A 15,960-nucleotide genomic window follows, 5' to 3' on the forward strand; every position below is an offset into this window, starting at 1 on the left:
GTGGCACTGCTCGACGTCAAGGATCTGTCGGTCCGCTACGAGCCGAAGCGCGGAACCGCGATCACGGCTGTCAAGGAGGTCTCGTTCTCGCTCGAGGAGGGGGAGTTCGTCGGTCTCATCGGCGAGTCGGGCAGTGGCAAGACCACGCTCGGCACCGCGGTGCTGCGGCTCCTCGAGAAACCCGGTCGGATCAGTGGCGGCTCGATCGCCTTCGACGGCATCGACGTCACGGCGCTGGACCAGGACGAGCTGCGGGCCATGCGGTGGCGGGACATCTCCACGGTGTTCCAGAGCAGCATGAACTCGCTGAACCCCGTGGTGCGCGTCGAGGGCCAGTTCCGCGACGTCATCGAGACCCACAGCGACCTGCGCGGCGCGGCCGTGAGCCGTCGGGTCGCCGAGCTGTTCGACATGGTGAAGATCGACCCGCGCTTCGTCACGTCGTTCCCGCACGAGCTGTCCGGCGGCATGAAGCAGCGGGTGAACCTCGCTCTCGCCCTGGCCCTCGAGCCGCGGTTCGTCCTGCTCGACGAGCCGACCACCGGACTTGACGTCGTCGTCCAGCAGGAGATCCTCGAGAACGTCCGGGCCCTCCAGCAGGACAAGGGATTCGCCGTCCTGTTCATCAGCCACGACATCGGCACCGTGCTCGACCTCTCGGACCGGATCCTCGTCATGTATGCGGGGGAGCTGGTCGAGGAGCAGGCGGCCGCCGACCTCGTGCGACAGCCCCTGCACCCGTACACCAAGGGCCTGCTCGGGTCGTACGGCGACCCCCGGGCCGAGACCGTCCGGATCACCTACGTGCCGGGCCGGCCGCCGGACCTCAGTCGTCCCTCGGAGGGCTGTCCGTTCGCCCCGCGCTGCCCGGAGAAGATCGACCGGTGCCTGACCGTGGACCCGCCGCTGACCCTGATCGGTGACGCTCGCGTCGCGTGCCACGTCGCGGTGCTGCAGCAGCTCGGCGGGGAGGGCTCCGACGAGGTCGGCGAGCCGACCCGCGCCTTTGCCGGGCCGCAGTTCGTCAAGTCGATCGAGGACTCGCGGGACGCGATCGACAGCCCGGTGCTGCTCAGCGTCGAGAACGTCAGCAAGGTCTACGAGCGGCGCCGCGGCTTCACGGTGAGCCGTACGGAGGCGTCACGGGACGTCAGCTTCGTCCTGCGCAAAGGGGAGGTCACCGCCCTGGTCGGACAGAGCGGCAGCGGGAAGTCGACGCTGGCCCGGATGATCACGGGAGTCGAGAGCCCGACCAGCGGCCGGATCGTGTTCCACGGCAAGGAGGGCGAGCAGGAGGTCGCGAAGTTCCGCGGCCGGGCGCTGCGGAGGTATCGACAACACGTCCAGATGGTCTTCCAGGACCCGTACTCGTCGCTCAACCCGAGCAAGACCCTGGGCTACACGCTGGCTCGGCCGCTGGCCAACCACCAGGGACTGCGGGGCAAGGCGGCGCAGGCCCGCGTCGACGAGCTGCTGGAGACGGTCGCGCTCACCCCGCCGTCCCGCTACCGGAACCGCTTCGCCTACGAGCTCTCCGGTGGGCAGCGGCAGCGGGTCGTCATCGCTCGCGCCCTCGCCGCCCAGCCCGAGCTCATCGTCGCCGACGAGCCGATCTCGAGCCTCGACGTGTCGATCCGGGCCGAGATCCTCGAGCTGCTCAACAACCTCGTCCACGACAGCGACGTCGGCATCCTCTACATCACCCACGACCTGCTGAGTGCGCGGATGCTCTCGGACGAGGTCATCGTCCTCAACGAGGGTGTGGTCGTCGAGACCGGACCCTCGCTGCGAGTGATCCGTGAGCCGGAGGACGACTACACCCGTCGGTTGATCGAGGCCATCCCCAACCCCTTCCAGGACGCCCCACGGCCGGGTGACAGCATGGCTGGGTGAGTCACCCGGTAGCCGACCTGACGCTCGTCCAGCCGGCTCCGCTCGTGCTGCGGGGCCGGGTCTTCGACGCGGGTCGACCGGCGGTCATGGCCATCGTCAACCGCACCGACGACTCGTTCTTCTCGGGCAGCCGTCACGCCGACTTCGACTCCGCGATGCGCGCCCTCGACGAGGCGGTCGAGCAGGGGGCGGACATCGTCGACGTGGGTGGCGTTCGAGCCGGCCAGGAGGGTGAGCCGGTGTCGGCGGCGCAGGAGATCGACCGGGTGCTGCCCGTCCTCGAACGGGCCCGAGCCGCATACCCCGACGTGGTCCTGAGTCTCGACACCTGGCGGTCGGAGGTCGCGCGGGCCGCGGCGCCCGCGGGTGTCGACCTCGTCAACGACACGTGGGCGGGTCACGACCCGGAGCTCGTGGGCGTCGCTGCCGAGCTGGGAGCCGGTGTCGTCGTGTCGCACACCGGCGGCCTCCCGCCGCGTACAGACCCGGTTGACGTCAGCTACGGCCCCGACCCGCTCGGCGTCGTGCGCGACGTCGTCGCGACCCTGGCTCGCGGCGCCGAGGCAGCCCTCGCGGCGGGGGTGCCGCCGGAGCGGATCCTCGTCGACCCCACGCTTGACTTCGGCAAGACGACAGCCCACTCGTTGCAGCTGCTTCGCCACACATCGGACGTCGTCGCGCTCGGATTTCCGGTGCTACAAGCCGTGTCCCGTAAGGATTTCGTCGGCGAGAGCCTGGACTTGACGGCCGACGAACGCCTCGAGGGGAGCCTCGCGGCGACCGCCGTCGCGGCGTGGTTGGGCGCCACCGTCTTCCGCGCACACGACGTGCGCGCGACCCGCCGGACCGTCGACATGGTGGCCACGATCCGGGGCGACCGGGCGCCGAGACTGGCCGTCCGCGGTGTTCACCGAGAGCCCTGAAAAGTCGCTCTTCGGAGGCCGCCACACGCACATCGTCTCTGCTAAGTTGCTGCCGGTTGCCGTTGCCGTTCCTCGCTCGTCGAAGAAATCGGCCCGCTGCAGAGATGTGGCGGGCTTGCCTGTCTCGCCGAGCCGGAGCGCCGTCCACGGGCACGACGACAACCGGACGTGAGCGAGGTGCGCACGTCCTCGGCCAGACAGAAAGAAGCAGCTACGCAGATGGCTCAGGGCACCGTGAAGTGGTTCAACGCCGAGAAGGGTTTCGGATTCATTGCACAGGACGGCGGCGGTCCCGACGTCTTCGTGCACTACTCCGCGATCCAGTCCAACGGCTACCGCAGCCTCGATGAGGCACAGCGAGTGGAGTTCGAGGTCACCCAGGGACCCAAGGGTCCCCAGGCCGACGCCGTTCGGCCGCTCTGAACTCGTCGCGGTGGGCTGACGGCCCACCGCGCTGACAAGCCCCCGGACTGCGCGTCCGGGGGCTTGTTGCTGCTCCCACCGCCGAGATCCGGCGCAGGCGGCCTCGTCAGCAGGCGTTGCGCACGTCCACCACCCCGCCGGCGACGGTCGGCGTCGTCGTCGGGCTGGACGTCGTGCTCTTCGACGCCTTGGGTGAGGTGGTCTTGGTGGAGGTCGGGGGAGCGGTCGTCGTCGACGGGCTCGGGGTGGTCGAGGCCTCGGGCGGCTTGATGGCGGCCTGCACCATCTCGCGCATCTTCGCGTAGTTCGGGTTGGCCGGGCTGATGTTGTCGGACGTGAATGTCAGCGACGTGATCGAGCCCTTCTGGATCCGCTGAACGAGGTCGACCCACGCCGGCAGCTGCGCCACCGGGATGTCGGTCGCGATGTTCTCCTTGGCGACCTGGGCCAGCTGCGGGTACTGGCGGAGCATGTTCACCGGGTTGACCTGGTCGAGCACGGCACCGATGAGGCACCGCTGCCGGCGCATTCGCGAGAAGTCGTCGGACAGCAGCCGGGAACGCGCATACCAGAGGGCGTGGTAGCCGTCGAGGGTCTGGCGGCCGGGCTCGATGTAGCCCTCGATGCCGGCGACCCCGCCGCTGCTGGTGTGGTAACCCTGGATCGGGAGCCGCTCGGTGACGTTGACCGTCACGCCGCCCATGGCGTCGACCAGCTTCTGGAACCCGGCGAGGTCGACCACCGTGGAGTAGTCCACGTGCAGCCCGGTGACCTCACCGATGACGTCGCGGATGGATGTGAGGCCGGGGTTGGGGTCGTTCTTGAAGAGGGCCTTGTTCTCCTCGGCGAGCGACCAGACGGCGTTGATGAGGCACTCGTTGCCCGGAGTGGCGCCGGGGCAGTAGTAGCCGTTGGGGTAGAGCTTGTGCAGCGGGTTGCTGCTCGGGAACGGGGCTCGCTCCAGGCTGCGCGGGATGCTGATGAGGACCGCGTTGCCGGTCTGCGGGTCGATGCTCACCTCGACCATCGAGTCGGTACGGGTTCCCTCACGGTCGCTGCCCGCGTCCGAACCGAGCAGCAGCAGGTTGACGCGGTCGACGTCCGCCCACGGGTCGGGCGCCTGGGGCTCGGGCGTTGCAGTCTGCAGGGCCGACGGGGTGAGGCCGCCGACGGCCGGCCCGGTGAAGACCGTGCTGACCACGTCGCGCTGGATGAGCGAGTAGCGGACCACCTGGATCGCCGGGATCGCCACCAGGAGGCAGATGAAGGCGGTGAAGAGGCGCAGGCCCCAGGGTTTGCTGCCGTCGACGCGGTCGGGCGCCGTACCGCGGTGGGTGAGGATGATGGAGAAGATCCAGACCAGACCGCCGACGACCGTCAGGCCGGCGACAGCGAGCAGGGCGTCGGGCCGCACGGCGAGGTTGAGGGCGGCCGAGACGGCGCCCTTGGCCAGCACGAAGAGGGCCACGACGATCACCATCGCGGCCAGCAGGCCGAGCATGACCCACCCCAGCCGGCGGTACCGCGTGCCGAGGAGACCGGCGCCCGGAATCAGCGCCAGGGTCGTGTGGATCAACGACCGGCGGGTCTGGCGACGTACGTGCCGGCGACGACGCGTCCGCGCCCCGACCGGGCGGACGTCAGTCTGCTCCGCCATGCACACCTTCCCGCAGGCAATTCGTCTTACGGCGGGCGAGCATACCTGTCAGAGCTTCGCCTCCAGGTGAACTACGTTTCGGCGCGCTGAAAGGTTGCATCGGGCCGTGTGGTCCCCACCACAGGTCCGCGGCGCCCGTTTGGGGCAACCCTGTCGCCCCCGGTAGCCTGTGCTGGCTCATCGGTCAGTCCGGTGGGCCGAGCTGGAGGCGTCGCATAGTGGCCTAGTGCGCCCGCCTGCTAAGCGGGTTGGGGATAACACCCCTCGCGGGTTCAAATCCCGCCGCCTCCGCTCCGATCGCGAACGTCCGAGGGCCCCAGGTCGTGACCTGGGGCCCTCGGCGGTGACGGGCTACGCCTGGGAGCGGAAGATCCACCCGCGCATCGCGGTGAACCGGGCGACCGTCGAGACGGCGTTGGCCAGGCCGACCACGGCCACCGTGGTGAGAGTCGAGGCGTGCGGCCACGAGACGGCGAGCAGCTCTAACGCGGCACTGCTGCACGCCCAGGTGATGGCGAAGACCACCAGGGCCTGGAGGTGCTGCCGGCCCATCTGCTCACGACCTCGGAGCTGGAACGTCCATGCCCGGTTGGCCGCCGTGTTGGCGACAGTCGAGACCACCAGGCCGACCAGGTTGGCCACCTGGACGCCCAGCGGGCCGGTGAGGGCGGCTAGCAGGCTCAGGTGAAGGACGGTGCTGCCGGCGCCGATGACGGCGAACCGGGCGACCTGGCCGCGGAACCCGTGGCGGGCCAGCGCGGTGGCGGAGGACTCCAATGGCGTCACCACGACCGCGGCCATGTCACACCGTCCCCGTGCTGCTCGTGGTGCCGGTGGTTCCCGAGGCGGGCTGGGTCAGGTCGTAGAACGTGGAGCCCCCGATGGTCACCGCCGTGAAGTTCTGCTGGACCCACGAGGAGATCTGCGACGAGACGTTGCTGCCGCCGCTCTGGCCACCGCCGAACCCACCGCCGCCGACGAAGTAGTGGATCTTCCCGGCCTGCACGTAGGCCTGGAACTGGGCCAGCGTCGGTGACGGGTCGCTGCCGTTGAACCCGCCGATGGCCATCACCGGAAGCTGGGTGCCGAGCTGGAGGCCCGCGGCGTTCTGCGAGCCGGTCGCCGCGGCGACCCACGTGTACTGGTCCGCGTTGGCCGACAGGGCCGAGACCACCGCGGTGCTCGGGGTCGAGGCGTCGAGCAGGCCGCCCATGCCGCCGCCACGACCCTGGGTCGCGCCACCCGGCACCTGGCCCTGCGGCGCGCCACCCGGCGCCTGGCCCGGTGTCGCGCCGCCGGGAGCCGGGAGCCGGGTCGCGCCTCCGGGTGCCTGTCCACCGCGAGCACCGCCACCGCCGCCGGGACCGCCGGCGCCACCGGCCACGGCGGGACCTGCGTCGACGATCGACCCGGAGTGCCCGGTGGCGACGGTCTGGACCGAGTAGGCCGCCGGACCGAGGAGCGCTGCGAACAGGGCGGCGCCGACGACCACGGGGACGACGCGGCGGTGGATCCGCCCGAGGACGAGGAACCCCAGCGCTGCCGCGAGGCCGACCGCCAGGACGATGATGCGCAGCCAGGCGTTCCACTCGACGGTCCGTGAGAGGAGCACGAAGCCCCATACCGAGGTCGCGGCGGTCGCGACGGCCAAGGTGATCGCGCCCCCGGCACCGCTCCGGCCCTCCCACGCCTCCACAGCGCCCATGCCGACGAGGGCGGCGACGGCCGGCGCCAGGGCGACCGTGTAGTACGCGTGGAAGATGCCGGCCATCAGCGAGAACGTGAGACCCGTGACGAGGAGCCACGCACCCCAGACGAGGTATGCGGCGCGCCGGGTGTCGGTCCGCGGCCGGCGGCCGCGGAAGTAGAGGCCGGCGGCGAGCAGGATCAGGGCGGCCGGGATGAACCACGAGATCTGGCCGCCGATCTCGGCGTTGAACATCCGGCCCAGACCGGTGGCGCCCCAGCTACCGCCGCCGCCGCCCCCACCGCCGACCGAGCCGGTCTCGTCGCCGGTGATCCGGCCGAGCCCGTTGTAGCCGAACGTCAGCTCGAGGAACGAGTTGTTCTGCGAGCCACCGATGTAGGGCCGCATGCTCGCGGGCAGGAGCTCGACGACGGCGACCCACCAGCCGGCCGACAGGACGATCGAGAGGCCGCCGAGGACGACGTGCCAGATCCGCTTCGGCAGCGATGTCCGGGCCGCGACGAGGTAGGCCAGCGCGAACCCCGGCACGACGAGGAACGCCTGGAGGGTCTTGGTGAGGAAGGCCAGACCGATGAAGACGCCGACGACCATGAACCACGTCGGGGAGGTCTTCTCGATCGACTTCATGGTCGCCCAGGCGGCCAGCACCATGAGGAAGGTGAGCAGGGCATCGGGGTTGTTGAAGCGGAACATCAGCACGGCGACGGGGGTGAGCGCGAGGACGGCGCCGGCGAGGAGGCCGGCCTGAGCGCCGAAGCTCTTCTTGACCGTCGCGTAGAGGACCCCGACGCTCGCCACTCCCATGACGACCTGGGGGAGGAGGATCGCGAAGGAGCTCAGCCCGAAGACCTTGACCGACAGAGCCATGATCCACAGCGAGGCCGGGGGCTTGTCGACGGTGATGGAGTTGGCCGCGTCCGAGGAACCGAAGAAGAACGCCTGCCAGTCGGCGGAGCCGGCCTGCACGGCGGCGGAGTAGAACGAGTTCGCCCACCCGCTCGCGGTCAGGTTGTAGAGGTACAAGGCCGCCGTCGCGACCAGCAGCCCGAGGAGCGCGGGGCGGGCCCACGCCGGGTCCGCCGGAGACCCCCGCCAGAGGCGCTGCGCCCGGCCGGCGCCGCGGGTGGGCTCGGCAGGAGCGGTGGCGGAGGGTGACTCCAGCGTTGAGCGAGTCAGGGTCGTCAAGTTCATTCCGACGACGATCCCGAGCGTGCCTATGCGGTTCTTGTGACGCTTCCAGCACCTCGCGATGAGGCCACGGTCAGCGCCGGGACGGCGCGTTGGAACTCCAGGGTGTGGCCCATCACCCGGTACCCGAGACGCTCGTTCACGGCGATCATGTGGGTGTTAGAGGCGGCGTTCTGCGTGACGATGGTCCGCAGCTGGGGCTCGACATCGCGCAGCCACCGCATCATGTCGGACTTGAGCAGCAGTCCGAGCCGGTGCCCGCGATGGGCGCCGACGACGGTCGTGTCGTGCTGGTCGCCGAGGTGCGGTCGGTGGCCGTCGACGACGACGACGGTATGTCCGGCGATCTCCCCGTTATCGCGGTGTCGGGCCAGGACACGGTAGAGGCGGTGACCACTGAGGAGCTGGCCCTGCTCGTACGAGCGGACGCGGTCGGCGTCGTAGATCTCGTCGTCGATCTCGAGGTCGTCCAGCGGCGCGTCGTTGATCGCGGACACCGCGTCGACGTACGCCGCCATGAGGTGCTCGGGCAACGCGCCGACCAGCCGGACCAGCTCGTAGTCCTCGGCGCGCTCGACCGCCTCGTCGTACGCCACCTGGACCGCCACCGCCGACACCTGGCCGAGGTCGACCCGTCGGGTGATCCCGACCGAGGCGAGCGCATACCCGCGCCTGGCGGCGAACCCCCGCGCCGCGGCCGATTCCGGGCCACCGGTGAACAGCCGGGTGCGCCCGGCGTCGGTCGCGACCGCCTCGAGGTGGTCGTAGAGCGCCGAACCCACTGCCTTCCGCCGACGGTCGGGGACGACCCTCCCACCGACGAGCGCAGCGTGCCGGTTGTCCCGCATCGGCAGCTCCACCGACCCGGCGGCGACGGGCCGGCCGTCGGCGTCGCGGACGAGGAAGAACTGCTCGGGAGCGTCATCCCACCCGTGCGTCGCGAAGGCCCGGATCAAGCTGGCCGGATAGCCCGGGTGCCACGGTCGGTCCACCGCCTCCACGGCCGTGTAGACGTCGGCGGCGGCCTGGACGGCGGCCGCGTCGTCGGCATCCACGGGGTCGATGCGGAGGCTGGTCATGCCGACAGAGTGGCGTGTCCGGCGTTCGTTCGGCCAGCCCTTTATCCGATGGCCGTCGGTGGGGTGCCGGTTCTACCCTGGAAGGGATGACAACCACTTCCTGACGACGTGCTCCTGCGCGAACCGTGGTTCTGGCGCGCCCTCGAGGCGCCCCCGGTCCGCCGGTAGGCAGCACGAGATGCCTGTCCGCTGACCCGTCTGGACCCTGTCAGGAACTTCCATGCTCACTCGTCTGCTGTGGCGCCCGTGGCGACCGGTCGGTCCCCGCGCCGTCTACTACCTGCTCGGCGGCGGGACGTCGTTCTTCCTCGTCCTCGCCTTCACCCTCAACCAGGTCTACTACGTCACCGTCGTCGGGCTGAGCCCGCTGCAGCTGGTGCTGGTCGGGACCGTCCTCGAGGCCACCTGCTTCCTTCTCGAGATCCCGACCGGCGTGGTCGCCGACCTCTACAGCCGGCGTCTCTCGGTGGTCATCGGCGTCTCCCTCCTCGGGGCAGGGATGCTCCTGCAGGGCCTCGTCCCGACCTTCGCCGTCGTGCTCGTTGCCCAAGTGGTGTGGGGTACGGGGTCCACCTTCCTGTCCGGCGCCGACCAGGCGTGGCTCGCCGACGAGATCGGTGAGGACGCCGTCGGCCCGGTGTTCACCCGGGAGACGCAGCTCGCCCTCGCCCTGACCGTCGTCGCTACGCTGGTCGCGGGTGGCCTGGGGCTGCTCGGCCCGGGTGTCCCGGTCGCCGCCTCCGGCGCCGGCCTGCTCCTCCTGGCCGTCGTGCTGCTGATCGTCATGCCCGAGGAACACTTCCACCGCACCCCGGCGGCGCAGCGCGACACGCTCCGGCATCTGCTCGGGACGGCTCGGGAGGGTCTGCGGGTGGCTCGCCGCCGTCCTGTGGTCCGGACGATCGCCCTGGTCGCCCTGGTGGTGGGCCTGGCCAGTGAGGCCTTCGACCGGCTCTGGACGGTTCGGGTGCTGGAGTCGTTCACGTTGCCGGACGTCGCCGGGTTCGACGGCGACGTGGTGTGGTTCACGGCGATCGCGCTCACCGGCACGTTGGTATCGCTCGTCGTGTCCCTGGTCGTCAACCGGGTGGCGCCCCGGCTGGTCCGGGCCGAGCACCCGACCTGGCTGCTCGCCTCGCTGGTCGGCGCCCAGGTGGTCTTCGTCCTGGCGGTCGCCCTCGGCGGCAGCATCTGGGTCGTGCTCGCCGCCCTGTGGGGACGCGGCGCGGCCGGGGCGCTGGCGGCGCCGATCCGCTCGGCCTGGCTGAACCGGCACCTGGAGTCCCGCACCCGCGCGACCCTCATCTCGATGACCTCACAGCTCGACGCCGTCGGTCAGGTCGTCGGCGGGCCGCCGCTCGGCGCGCTCGCCAACCGGACCAGCACGTCCACGGCGCTCGTCGCGAGCGCGGTGGTGCTCAGCCCGGCTGTGCTCCTGTATGCGCGGCTGCGACCGGACCGCTCCCCGTCGTCAGGCGGGGAGCAGGACGGTGAAGGTGGTGTCGCCGGGCTCGCTGTCGAGGGAGACGGACCCGCCGTGGGCCTGCGCGACGGCCGCGACGATGGACAGGCCGAGTCCGGTGCTGCCGGCCGCCCGGTTGCGTGAGGTGTCGCCGCGAGCGAACCGCTGGAAGACGTTGGCTTGGAGCTCCTGGGGGACCCCGGGACCGTTGTCGCGCACGGCCAGCCGGACCTGACCGTCGTCGGGGACGATGCTCGTCCGCACGACGGTGCCGGGCGCGGTGTGGGTACGCGCGTTGCCGAGCAGGTTGACGACGATCTGGTGCAGCCGCGCCGGGTCGCCCTGGACCTCGACCGGCTCGTCGGGCAGGTCGAGCTGCCAGACGTGGTCGGGGGAGGCGGCGTGCGCGTCGCTGACCGCGTTGACGACCATCTCGGTGAGGTCGACGGTCTCGTGGTCGAGCGGACGGCCGGCGTCCAGGCGGGCGAGCAGCAGCAGGTCGTCGACCAGCGCGGTCATCCGGATCGCCTCGGACTCGACCCGGCCGATCGCGTAGGTGACGCCTTGGGGCACCGGCTCCTGCTCACGGCGAGTGAGCTCCGCATACCCACGGATCGAGGCGAGCGGGGTGCGCAGCTCGTGGCTCGCGTCGGCGACGAACTGGCGTACCCGCTCCTCGCTCTTCTGGCGTTGGTTGAGGGCGTGGTCGATGTGGTCGAGCATCTCGTTGAACGCGGCGCCCACCTGACCGACCTCGGTGCGAGTGTCGGTGTCCTGCAACGGGACTCGCTCGACGATGTCGACCTTGCCCTCGGACAGCGGAAGGTGCGCAACTCTGGTCGCCGTCGCGGCGACGCGGTCGAGCGGCCTGAGGTTCCGCCGGACCAGCCACATGCCGCCGATACCGACGACGACGAGACCCAACAGCACTCCGCCGGTGACAGCGAGCCCCGTGTTGACGATCGTCGCGTTCTGTCGTGACATGGACAAGCCGATGACGGCGATCGCAGGCGAGACGACGCCGGTCTGACGGTTGGTAATGGTTCCGGCGGACGCGAGCACCCGGTACGACCCCAGCTCACCCAGAGTGATGGTTTGTGGAGCGGCGCCCAAGCCTGCCGTCGAGAGGATCTCCAGCTCCTCAGTCGTCAGCGCTTGCGGTTCGCTTCCCGGGTCACGGCCTTGCGCAGTGCCGGAGGAGGGGAACGAACCATCCGTGCTGATGGCTGCCGTCAGTCCCTGATCGCCCGGGCCGCCGCGAGTGATCGGTTGTGGAGGCAGGCTGCGGAAGCGCGTGATCGAGCTCTGCAGCTGCTGGTCGACCTGGCCGGTCAGGACCTGACGTAGGAACAACACGGTCGTGGCCCCGGTGAGGACGCTGACGACGAAGAAGAGGACGAGCATCGACGCCACGAGCTTGCCGCGCAGCGTCCACGCGCCGGGGGTGGCCCATCGAGGGAGGGGCGTCCGAGCCGACGCCGTGGCCGGCTCGATGACCGCGTCGGGCTGGTCCGGCTCGACGAGCGCAGCGTCGTGCCGCTCAGCTCGCAGGCTTGAGGACATAGCCCACGCCTCGCATGGTGTGGATCATCGGCTCACGGCCGGCGTCGATCTTCTTGCGCAGGTAGGAGATGTAGAGCTCGACGACGTTGGCCTGGCCACCGAAGTCGTAGTTCCAGACGCGGTCGAGGATCTGCGCCTTGGACAGCACCCGCTTGGGGTTGCGCATGAGGTAGCGCAGCAGCTCGAACTCGGTCGCTGTCAGCTGGACCGGTGAACCGCCGCGGGTGACCTCATGGCTGTCCTCGTCGAGGGTGAGGTCGCCGACGACGATGATCGAGCCCTCGTCCTCCGCGGCGATGACGGCGGTGCGGCGCATCAGCGCGCGGAGCCGGGCAACGACCTCCTCGAGGCTGAACGGCTTGGTGACGTAGTCGTCACCGCCCGCGGTCAGCCCGGCGATGCGGTCCTCGACGGCGTCGCGCGCCGTGAGGAAGAGGACCGGGATGCGCTGGTTGTGCTCGCGCATCCGGCGGAGCACCTCCATACCGTCCATGTCCGGAAGCATCATGTCGAGTGCCACCGCGTCGGGCTCGAACTCACGAGCCGCACGGACCGCGGCCATGCCGCTGCCGGCCGACCTGACCTCCCAGCCCTCGTAGCGCAGCGCCATGCTCAGCAGCTCGGTGAGGTTGTGCTCGTCGTCGACGACGAGCACCCGCGGCGCGGTGCCGTCCGGGCGCATGAGCTTCTGGGCGCGGGCAGGGAGCGTGGTCATGTCCTTACTGTGATGCGGCTGTCTTGGCAGGCCGTGTGTCGATGCTATGCCTTTCCTGTGGGGGCTCTGTGGTGGCGAGCGTCGTCGAGTCGGGCGAGGCCAGCACCCGGATACCTGCGCCACAGGTGCGTCACAGCAGCGGAGGCCAGCCTGCTGTCGTGACCGCCCAGCCACCCGGCTCGCCGCCGCCCGGGTTCACCGTCCCACCCCCGTCGCCGACCGTGCCCATTCCGCAGCCGCCGCGCTCGGAGATCCAGGACACGGTCCCCCGGGACGCTCCGTATGCGCCCGTGGCCGCCGCGCCGGTCGAGTCCCCGCGCTGGAGCGGCAAGCGAACCGCGGCGATCGCCGCTATCGCCCTGGCGTTGACCAGTGCCGGCGCGATCGCCGCGGCGGCGGCTTCCCCCTCCGGGATCGCGGCACCCTCCGACCAGCGCTCCGGCCCAGGGTTCGGTCCAGGGTTCGGTCCAGGGTTCGGTCCAGGTGGTCGGAACCATCAGTTCCGTGGCGGTGGTCCGAGGCAGCAACAGGGACCGGGTCAGCAACAGGGTCCCGGTCAGCAGCCCGGCGTGCCGCCCGGACAGCAGGGCTTCGGCCCGGGCCGGGGGCGATCAGGCCGCTGACCTGCGGCGACCTCCTCGGACCCCGGCCTCGATTTCGGCGGTCCCCATGTTCGCTCAGGGACAGAACCCTGCTACGGTTGCCGTGGTTGCAGTGACAGTTCCTCGCTTGACGAACGGCCCGCCCGCGCGGGCCTTTCTTTTTGGCCCGGGCTCCCGCCCGACGCCGTTGGGGTCAGATCGCAGCCAGAGGGCGTACGAACCCGTAGGCCCCTCGCTAAATCAGGAAAAGAGTTACCCCCATGGCACAAGGCACCGTGAAGTGGTTCAACGCCGAGAAGGGCTTCGGCTTCATCGCGCAGGACGGTGGCGGACCGGACGTGTTCGTTCACTACTCGGCCATCGAGTCGAACGGCTACCGTTCGCTCGACGAGGCCCAGCGCGTTGAGTTCGACATCACCCAGGGCCCCAAGGGCCCGCAGGCGGAGCGCGTGACCGCGGTCTGACCACCACGCCTTAGCCGACGCCCCCCGACCTAATCCGGTCGGGGGGCGTCGTCATGCTCGGGTATGCGCTCAGCCGAGTCCCAGCCGCGCCTTGAGTCCGTCGAGCTCGACCTGGAGCTGCGTGGGGAGCGAGTCGCCGATCTTCGCGAACCAGGCCTCGATCTCCGGGATCTCCGCGCGCCACTCGTCGACGTCGACCCCGAGGGCCGCCTCGAGCTCCGCCGGCGTCATGTCGAGGCCGTCGGTGTCGAGCGACTCCGGGGTGGGCACGTGGCCGATGGGCGTCTCCACCGCGGCCGCCTTGCCCTCGATGCGCTCGATGGCCCACTTGAGGACCCGGGCGTTCTCACCGAACCCGGGCCACAAGAAGGCGCCGTCCTCGTCGCGCCGGAACCAGTTGACGTAGAAGATCGTCGGCAGCTTGGCGGAGTCGGCGTCCTTGCCGACCTCGATCCAGTGCGAGAAGTAGTCGCCGGCGTTGTAGCCGATGAACGGCAGCATGGCCATCGGGTCGCGGCGCACGACGCCGACCTCCCCGGTCGCCGCCGCGGTCGTCTCCGACGAGAGCGTCGCGCCCATGAACGTGCCGTGCACCCAGTCGCGCGACTCGGTCACGAGCGGGACCGTCGTCTTGCGGCGACCACCGAAGAAGATCGCCGAGATGGGCACGCCCTGGGGGTCGTCGTACTCGTCGGCGAGGATCGGACACTGCCGGATGGGGGTGCAGTAGCGCGAGTTGGGGTGCGAGCTGAGCTCGTCGCTGTCCGGGGTCCAGTCCTCGCCCTTCCACGACATGGCGTGGGCGGGCGTGTTCTCCATGCCCTCCCACCAGATGTCGCCATCGTCGGTGAGCGCGACGTTGGTGAAGACCGAGTTGCCCTTCTCGATGGTCCGCATCGCGTTGGGGTTGGTCTTCTCGTTGGTGCCGGGGGCCACCCCGAAGAAGCCGAACTCGGGGTTGACCGCGTACAGGCGGCCGTCCTCGCCGAACCGCATCCAGGCGATGTCGTCGCCGAGGGTCTCGACCTTCCACCCGGGGATGGTCGGCTGCAGCATCGCGAGGTTGGTCTTGCCGCACGCGCTGGGGAACGCCGCCGCGACGTAGTAGACCTGCTGTTCCGGTGAGACCAGCTTGAGGATGAGCATGTGCTCGGCCAGCCAGCCCTCGTCGCGGGCCATGGCACTGGCGATCCGGAGGGCGTAGCACTTCTTGCCGAGCAGCGCGTTGCCGCCGTAGCCGGAGCCGTAGGACCAGATGGTCCGCTCCTCGGGGAAGTGGACGATGTACTTGGTGTCGCTGCACGGCCACCGGACGTCCGCCTGGCCGGGCTCGAGCGGGGCGCCGACCGAGTGCAGGCCCGGGACGTAGTCGGCGTGCGTCTCCTCCATCCGGCGGAGCACGTTGACGCCGCAGCGCGACATGACCCGCATCGACACGACGACGTACTCGGAGTCGGTGATCTCGACGCCGAACATCGGGTTCGGGGAGTTCAGGTGCCCCATGACGAACGGGATGACGTACATCGTGCGGCCCTGCATGCAGCCCGCATACAGGCCGCGCATGAGCTCCTTCATCTCGTCCGGGTCCATCCAGTTGTTGGTGGGTCCGGCGTCCCTCTTCTCGCGGGAGCAGATGTAGGTGCGGTCCTCGACGCGGGCGACATCGTTGGGGGTGGAGCGCGCGTAGAAGCTGTTGGGCTTCGTCGCGTCGTCCAGGCGGGTGAACGTTCCGGCGTCGACGAGGCGGTCGGTCAGGCGCGTCCACTCCTGGTCGGAGCCGGTCACCCAGACGACCTCGACGGGGGTGGTGAGGGCGGCGACCTCGTCGACCCAGGCCTGCAGGCGGGTATGCGTGGTGCCCCCAGCCAGCGTGTCGGGTGTGTGGGAGGTGTCGGTCGTCATGTCGGTCCGCCTTCGCTTGTCCACATGCTGGAACGCCTGATGCGTCACCGTACGCCGCGGCCGGAGACCGTACCGCTCGATGTGAGGCGTTTGCTCGTGAATCCAGTCACAAAGTCCCGCGCCTGCAAGGGCTTTCGGAAAGTTGCACCGTGCTCACTGAAAGGTGTCCGAAACCCTTGGTAGGCCTCGGCGCTCACGTGGATTTCGCCGCCCTCGCCGCGAGGCGGTAGTCTGGCGCGTCGTCGTCGGCCGTCAGGTTCCGGTTCGTCCGGTGTGGTCACGGCGACGACCTGCGCCCGTAGCTCAACGGATAGAGCATCTGACTACGGATCAGAAGGTTGGGGGTTCGAATCCCTTCGGGCGCGCTCTGTGTTGAGACAG

At 70.1% G+C, this 15,960-nt stretch carries 12 protein-coding genes, 2 tRNA genes and 1 pseudogene; 8 read left to right on the forward strand and 7 right to left on the reverse strand.

The features are described 5' to 3' along the window. From VIG79_RS13475 to VIG79_RS13485, 3 genes are all read left to right on the forward strand, one after another. Nucleotides 1–1,893, forward strand: a complete 1,893-nt coding sequence (locus tag VIG79_RS13475; protein WP_331886430.1) for an ABC transporter ATP-binding protein — start codon at nt 1–3, stop codon at nt 1,891–1,893. After that, complete coding sequence (folP, locus tag VIG79_RS13480; RefSeq protein ID WP_331886432.1) at nt 1,890–2,816, forward strand: dihydropteroate synthase; 927 nt, start codon at nt 1,890–1,892, stop codon at nt 2,814–2,816. The genes VIG79_RS13475 and folP overlap by 4 nt, the downstream gene beginning before the upstream one ends. Nucleotides 2,817–3,035: 219 nt before the next feature. Then, nucleotides 3,036–3,239 carry a cold-shock protein gene (locus VIG79_RS13485; protein ID WP_013491183.1) on the forward strand — a complete coding sequence of 68 codons (204 nt, stop codon included), beginning with the start codon at nt 3,036–3,038 and terminating at the stop codon, nt 3,237–3,239. Between the two features lie 106 nt (nt 3,240–3,345). Here VIG79_RS13485 and VIG79_RS13490 read toward each other — a convergent pair whose 3' ends face one another. After that, on the reverse strand, nt 3,346–4,896 hold the full coding sequence (locus VIG79_RS13490) for an LCP family protein (protein WP_331886448.1): 1,551 nt from the start codon (nt 4,894–4,896) through the stop codon (nt 3,346–3,348). Between the two features lie 204 nt (nt 4,897–5,100). Between VIG79_RS13490 and VIG79_RS13495 the strand changes: the two genes are divergently transcribed. After that, nucleotides 5,101–5,187 (forward strand) — tRNA-Ser (locus VIG79_RS13495). A 60-nt stretch (nt 5,188–5,247) separates the two neighbouring features. On the opposite strand, the gene VIG79_RS13500 is transcribed toward VIG79_RS13495, so the two are convergent. The 3 genes from VIG79_RS13500 to VIG79_RS13510 are packed head-to-tail and all read right to left on the reverse strand — an operon-like array spanning nt 5,248 to nt 8,871. Continuing rightward, nucleotides 5,248–5,697, reverse strand: coding sequence for a GtrA family protein (locus tag VIG79_RS13500; protein WP_331886450.1), 450 nt, complete (start codon nt 5,695–5,697; stop codon nt 5,248–5,250). A 1-nt stretch (nt 5,698) separates the two neighbouring features. Next, nucleotides 5,699–7,795, reverse strand: coding sequence for an ArnT family glycosyltransferase (locus VIG79_RS13505; RefSeq protein ID WP_331886452.1), 2,097 nt, complete (start codon nt 7,793–7,795; stop codon nt 5,699–5,701). A gap of 23 nt (nt 7,796–7,818) precedes the next feature. After that, on the reverse strand, nt 7,819–8,871 hold the full coding sequence (locus tag VIG79_RS13510) for a GNAT family N-acetyltransferase (RefSeq protein ID WP_331886454.1): 1,053 nt from the start codon (nt 8,869–8,871) through the stop codon (nt 7,819–7,821). A gap of 220 nt (nt 8,872–9,091) precedes the next feature. On the opposite strand from VIG79_RS13510, the pseudogene VIG79_RS13515 reads away from it, so the two are divergent. Continuing rightward, nucleotides 9,092–10,072 (forward strand): annotated as a pseudogene (locus VIG79_RS13515) (MFS transporter); the annotation flags it as partial. Between the two features lie 270 nt (nt 10,073–10,342). Here the strand turns inward: VIG79_RS13515 and VIG79_RS13520 are convergent. Further along, a complete protein-coding gene (locus tag VIG79_RS13520) occupies nt 10,343–11,896 on the reverse strand; it encodes a HAMP domain-containing sensor histidine kinase (protein ID WP_331886456.1) in 1,554 nt (517 codons plus the stop codon). After that, nucleotides 11,874–12,611: a response regulator transcription factor gene (locus tag VIG79_RS13525; RefSeq protein ID WP_331886458.1), complete on the reverse strand. Its 738-nt coding sequence runs from the start codon at nt 12,609–12,611 to the stop codon at nt 11,874–11,876. The genes VIG79_RS13520 and VIG79_RS13525 overlap by 23 nt, the downstream gene beginning before the upstream one ends. A 158-nt stretch (nt 12,612–12,769) precedes the next feature. Here VIG79_RS13525 and VIG79_RS13530 point away from each other — a divergent pair, with 158 nt between their 5' ends. Further along, complete coding sequence (locus VIG79_RS13530; protein WP_331886460.1) at nt 12,770–13,234, forward strand: hypothetical protein; 465 nt, start codon at nt 12,770–12,772, stop codon at nt 13,232–13,234. A gap of 239 nt (nt 13,235–13,473) precedes the next feature. Next, the gene (locus VIG79_RS13535; protein ID WP_331886462.1) at nt 13,474–13,677 is read left to right on the forward strand and encodes a cold-shock protein; all 204 of its coding nucleotides are present in this window, start codon (nt 13,474–13,476) and stop codon (nt 13,675–13,677) included. 69 nt (nt 13,678–13,746) lie between these two features. Here the strand turns inward: VIG79_RS13535 and VIG79_RS13540 are convergent, their stop codons facing one another. Beyond that, the gene (locus VIG79_RS13540) at nt 13,747–15,579 is read right to left on the reverse strand and encodes a phosphoenolpyruvate carboxykinase (GTP) (RefSeq protein ID WP_331886464.1); all 1,833 of its coding nucleotides are present in this window, start codon (nt 15,577–15,579) and stop codon (nt 13,747–13,749) included. Nucleotides 15,580–15,871: 292 nt separating this feature from the next. On the opposite strand from VIG79_RS13540, the gene VIG79_RS13545 reads away from it, so the two are divergent. Further along, nucleotides 15,872–15,944: transfer RNA gene (locus VIG79_RS13545), tRNA-Arg, on the forward strand. Nucleotides 15,945–15,960: the final 16 nt, after the last annotated feature.

It is taken from the genome of Lapillicoccus sp., assembly GCF_036559105.1.
GTDB lineage: Bacteria > Actinomycetota > Actinomycetes > Actinomycetales > Dermatophilaceae > Lapillicoccus.

Excerpts from the sequence above, each read along its gene's own strand:
- VIG79_RS13485 (WP_013491183.1), top strand. The coding sequence starts at position 3,036 with ATGGCTCAGGGCACCGTGAAGTGGTTCAACGCCGAGAAGGGTTTCGGA.
- VIG79_RS13490 (WP_331886448.1), bottom strand. The coding sequence starts at position 4,896 with ATGGCGGAGCAGACTGACGTCCGCCCGGTCGGGGCGCGGACGCGTCGT.
- VIG79_RS13500 (WP_331886450.1), bottom strand. The coding sequence starts at position 5,697 with ATGGCCGCGGTCGTGGTGACGCCATTGGAGTCCTCCGCCACCGCGCTG.
- VIG79_RS13505 (WP_331886452.1), bottom strand. The coding sequence starts at position 7,795 with ATGAACTTGACGACCCTGACTCGCTCAACGCTGGAGTCACCCTCCGCC.
- VIG79_RS13510 (WP_331886454.1), bottom strand. The coding sequence starts at position 8,871 with ATGACCAGCCTCCGCATCGACCCCGTGGATGCCGACGACGCGGCCGCC.
- VIG79_RS13520 (WP_331886456.1), bottom strand. The coding sequence starts at position 11,896 with ATGTCCTCAAGCCTGCGAGCTGAGCGGCACGACGCTGCGCTCGTCGAG.
- VIG79_RS13525 (WP_331886458.1), bottom strand. The coding sequence starts at position 12,611 with ATGACCACGCTCCCTGCCCGCGCCCAGAAGCTCATGCGCCCGGACGGC.
- VIG79_RS13535 (WP_331886462.1), top strand. The coding sequence starts at position 13,474 with ATGGCACAAGGCACCGTGAAGTGGTTCAACGCCGAGAAGGGCTTCGGC.
- VIG79_RS13540 (WP_331886464.1), bottom strand. The coding sequence starts at position 15,579 with ATGACGACCGACACCTCCCACACACCCGACACGCTGGCTGGGGGCACC.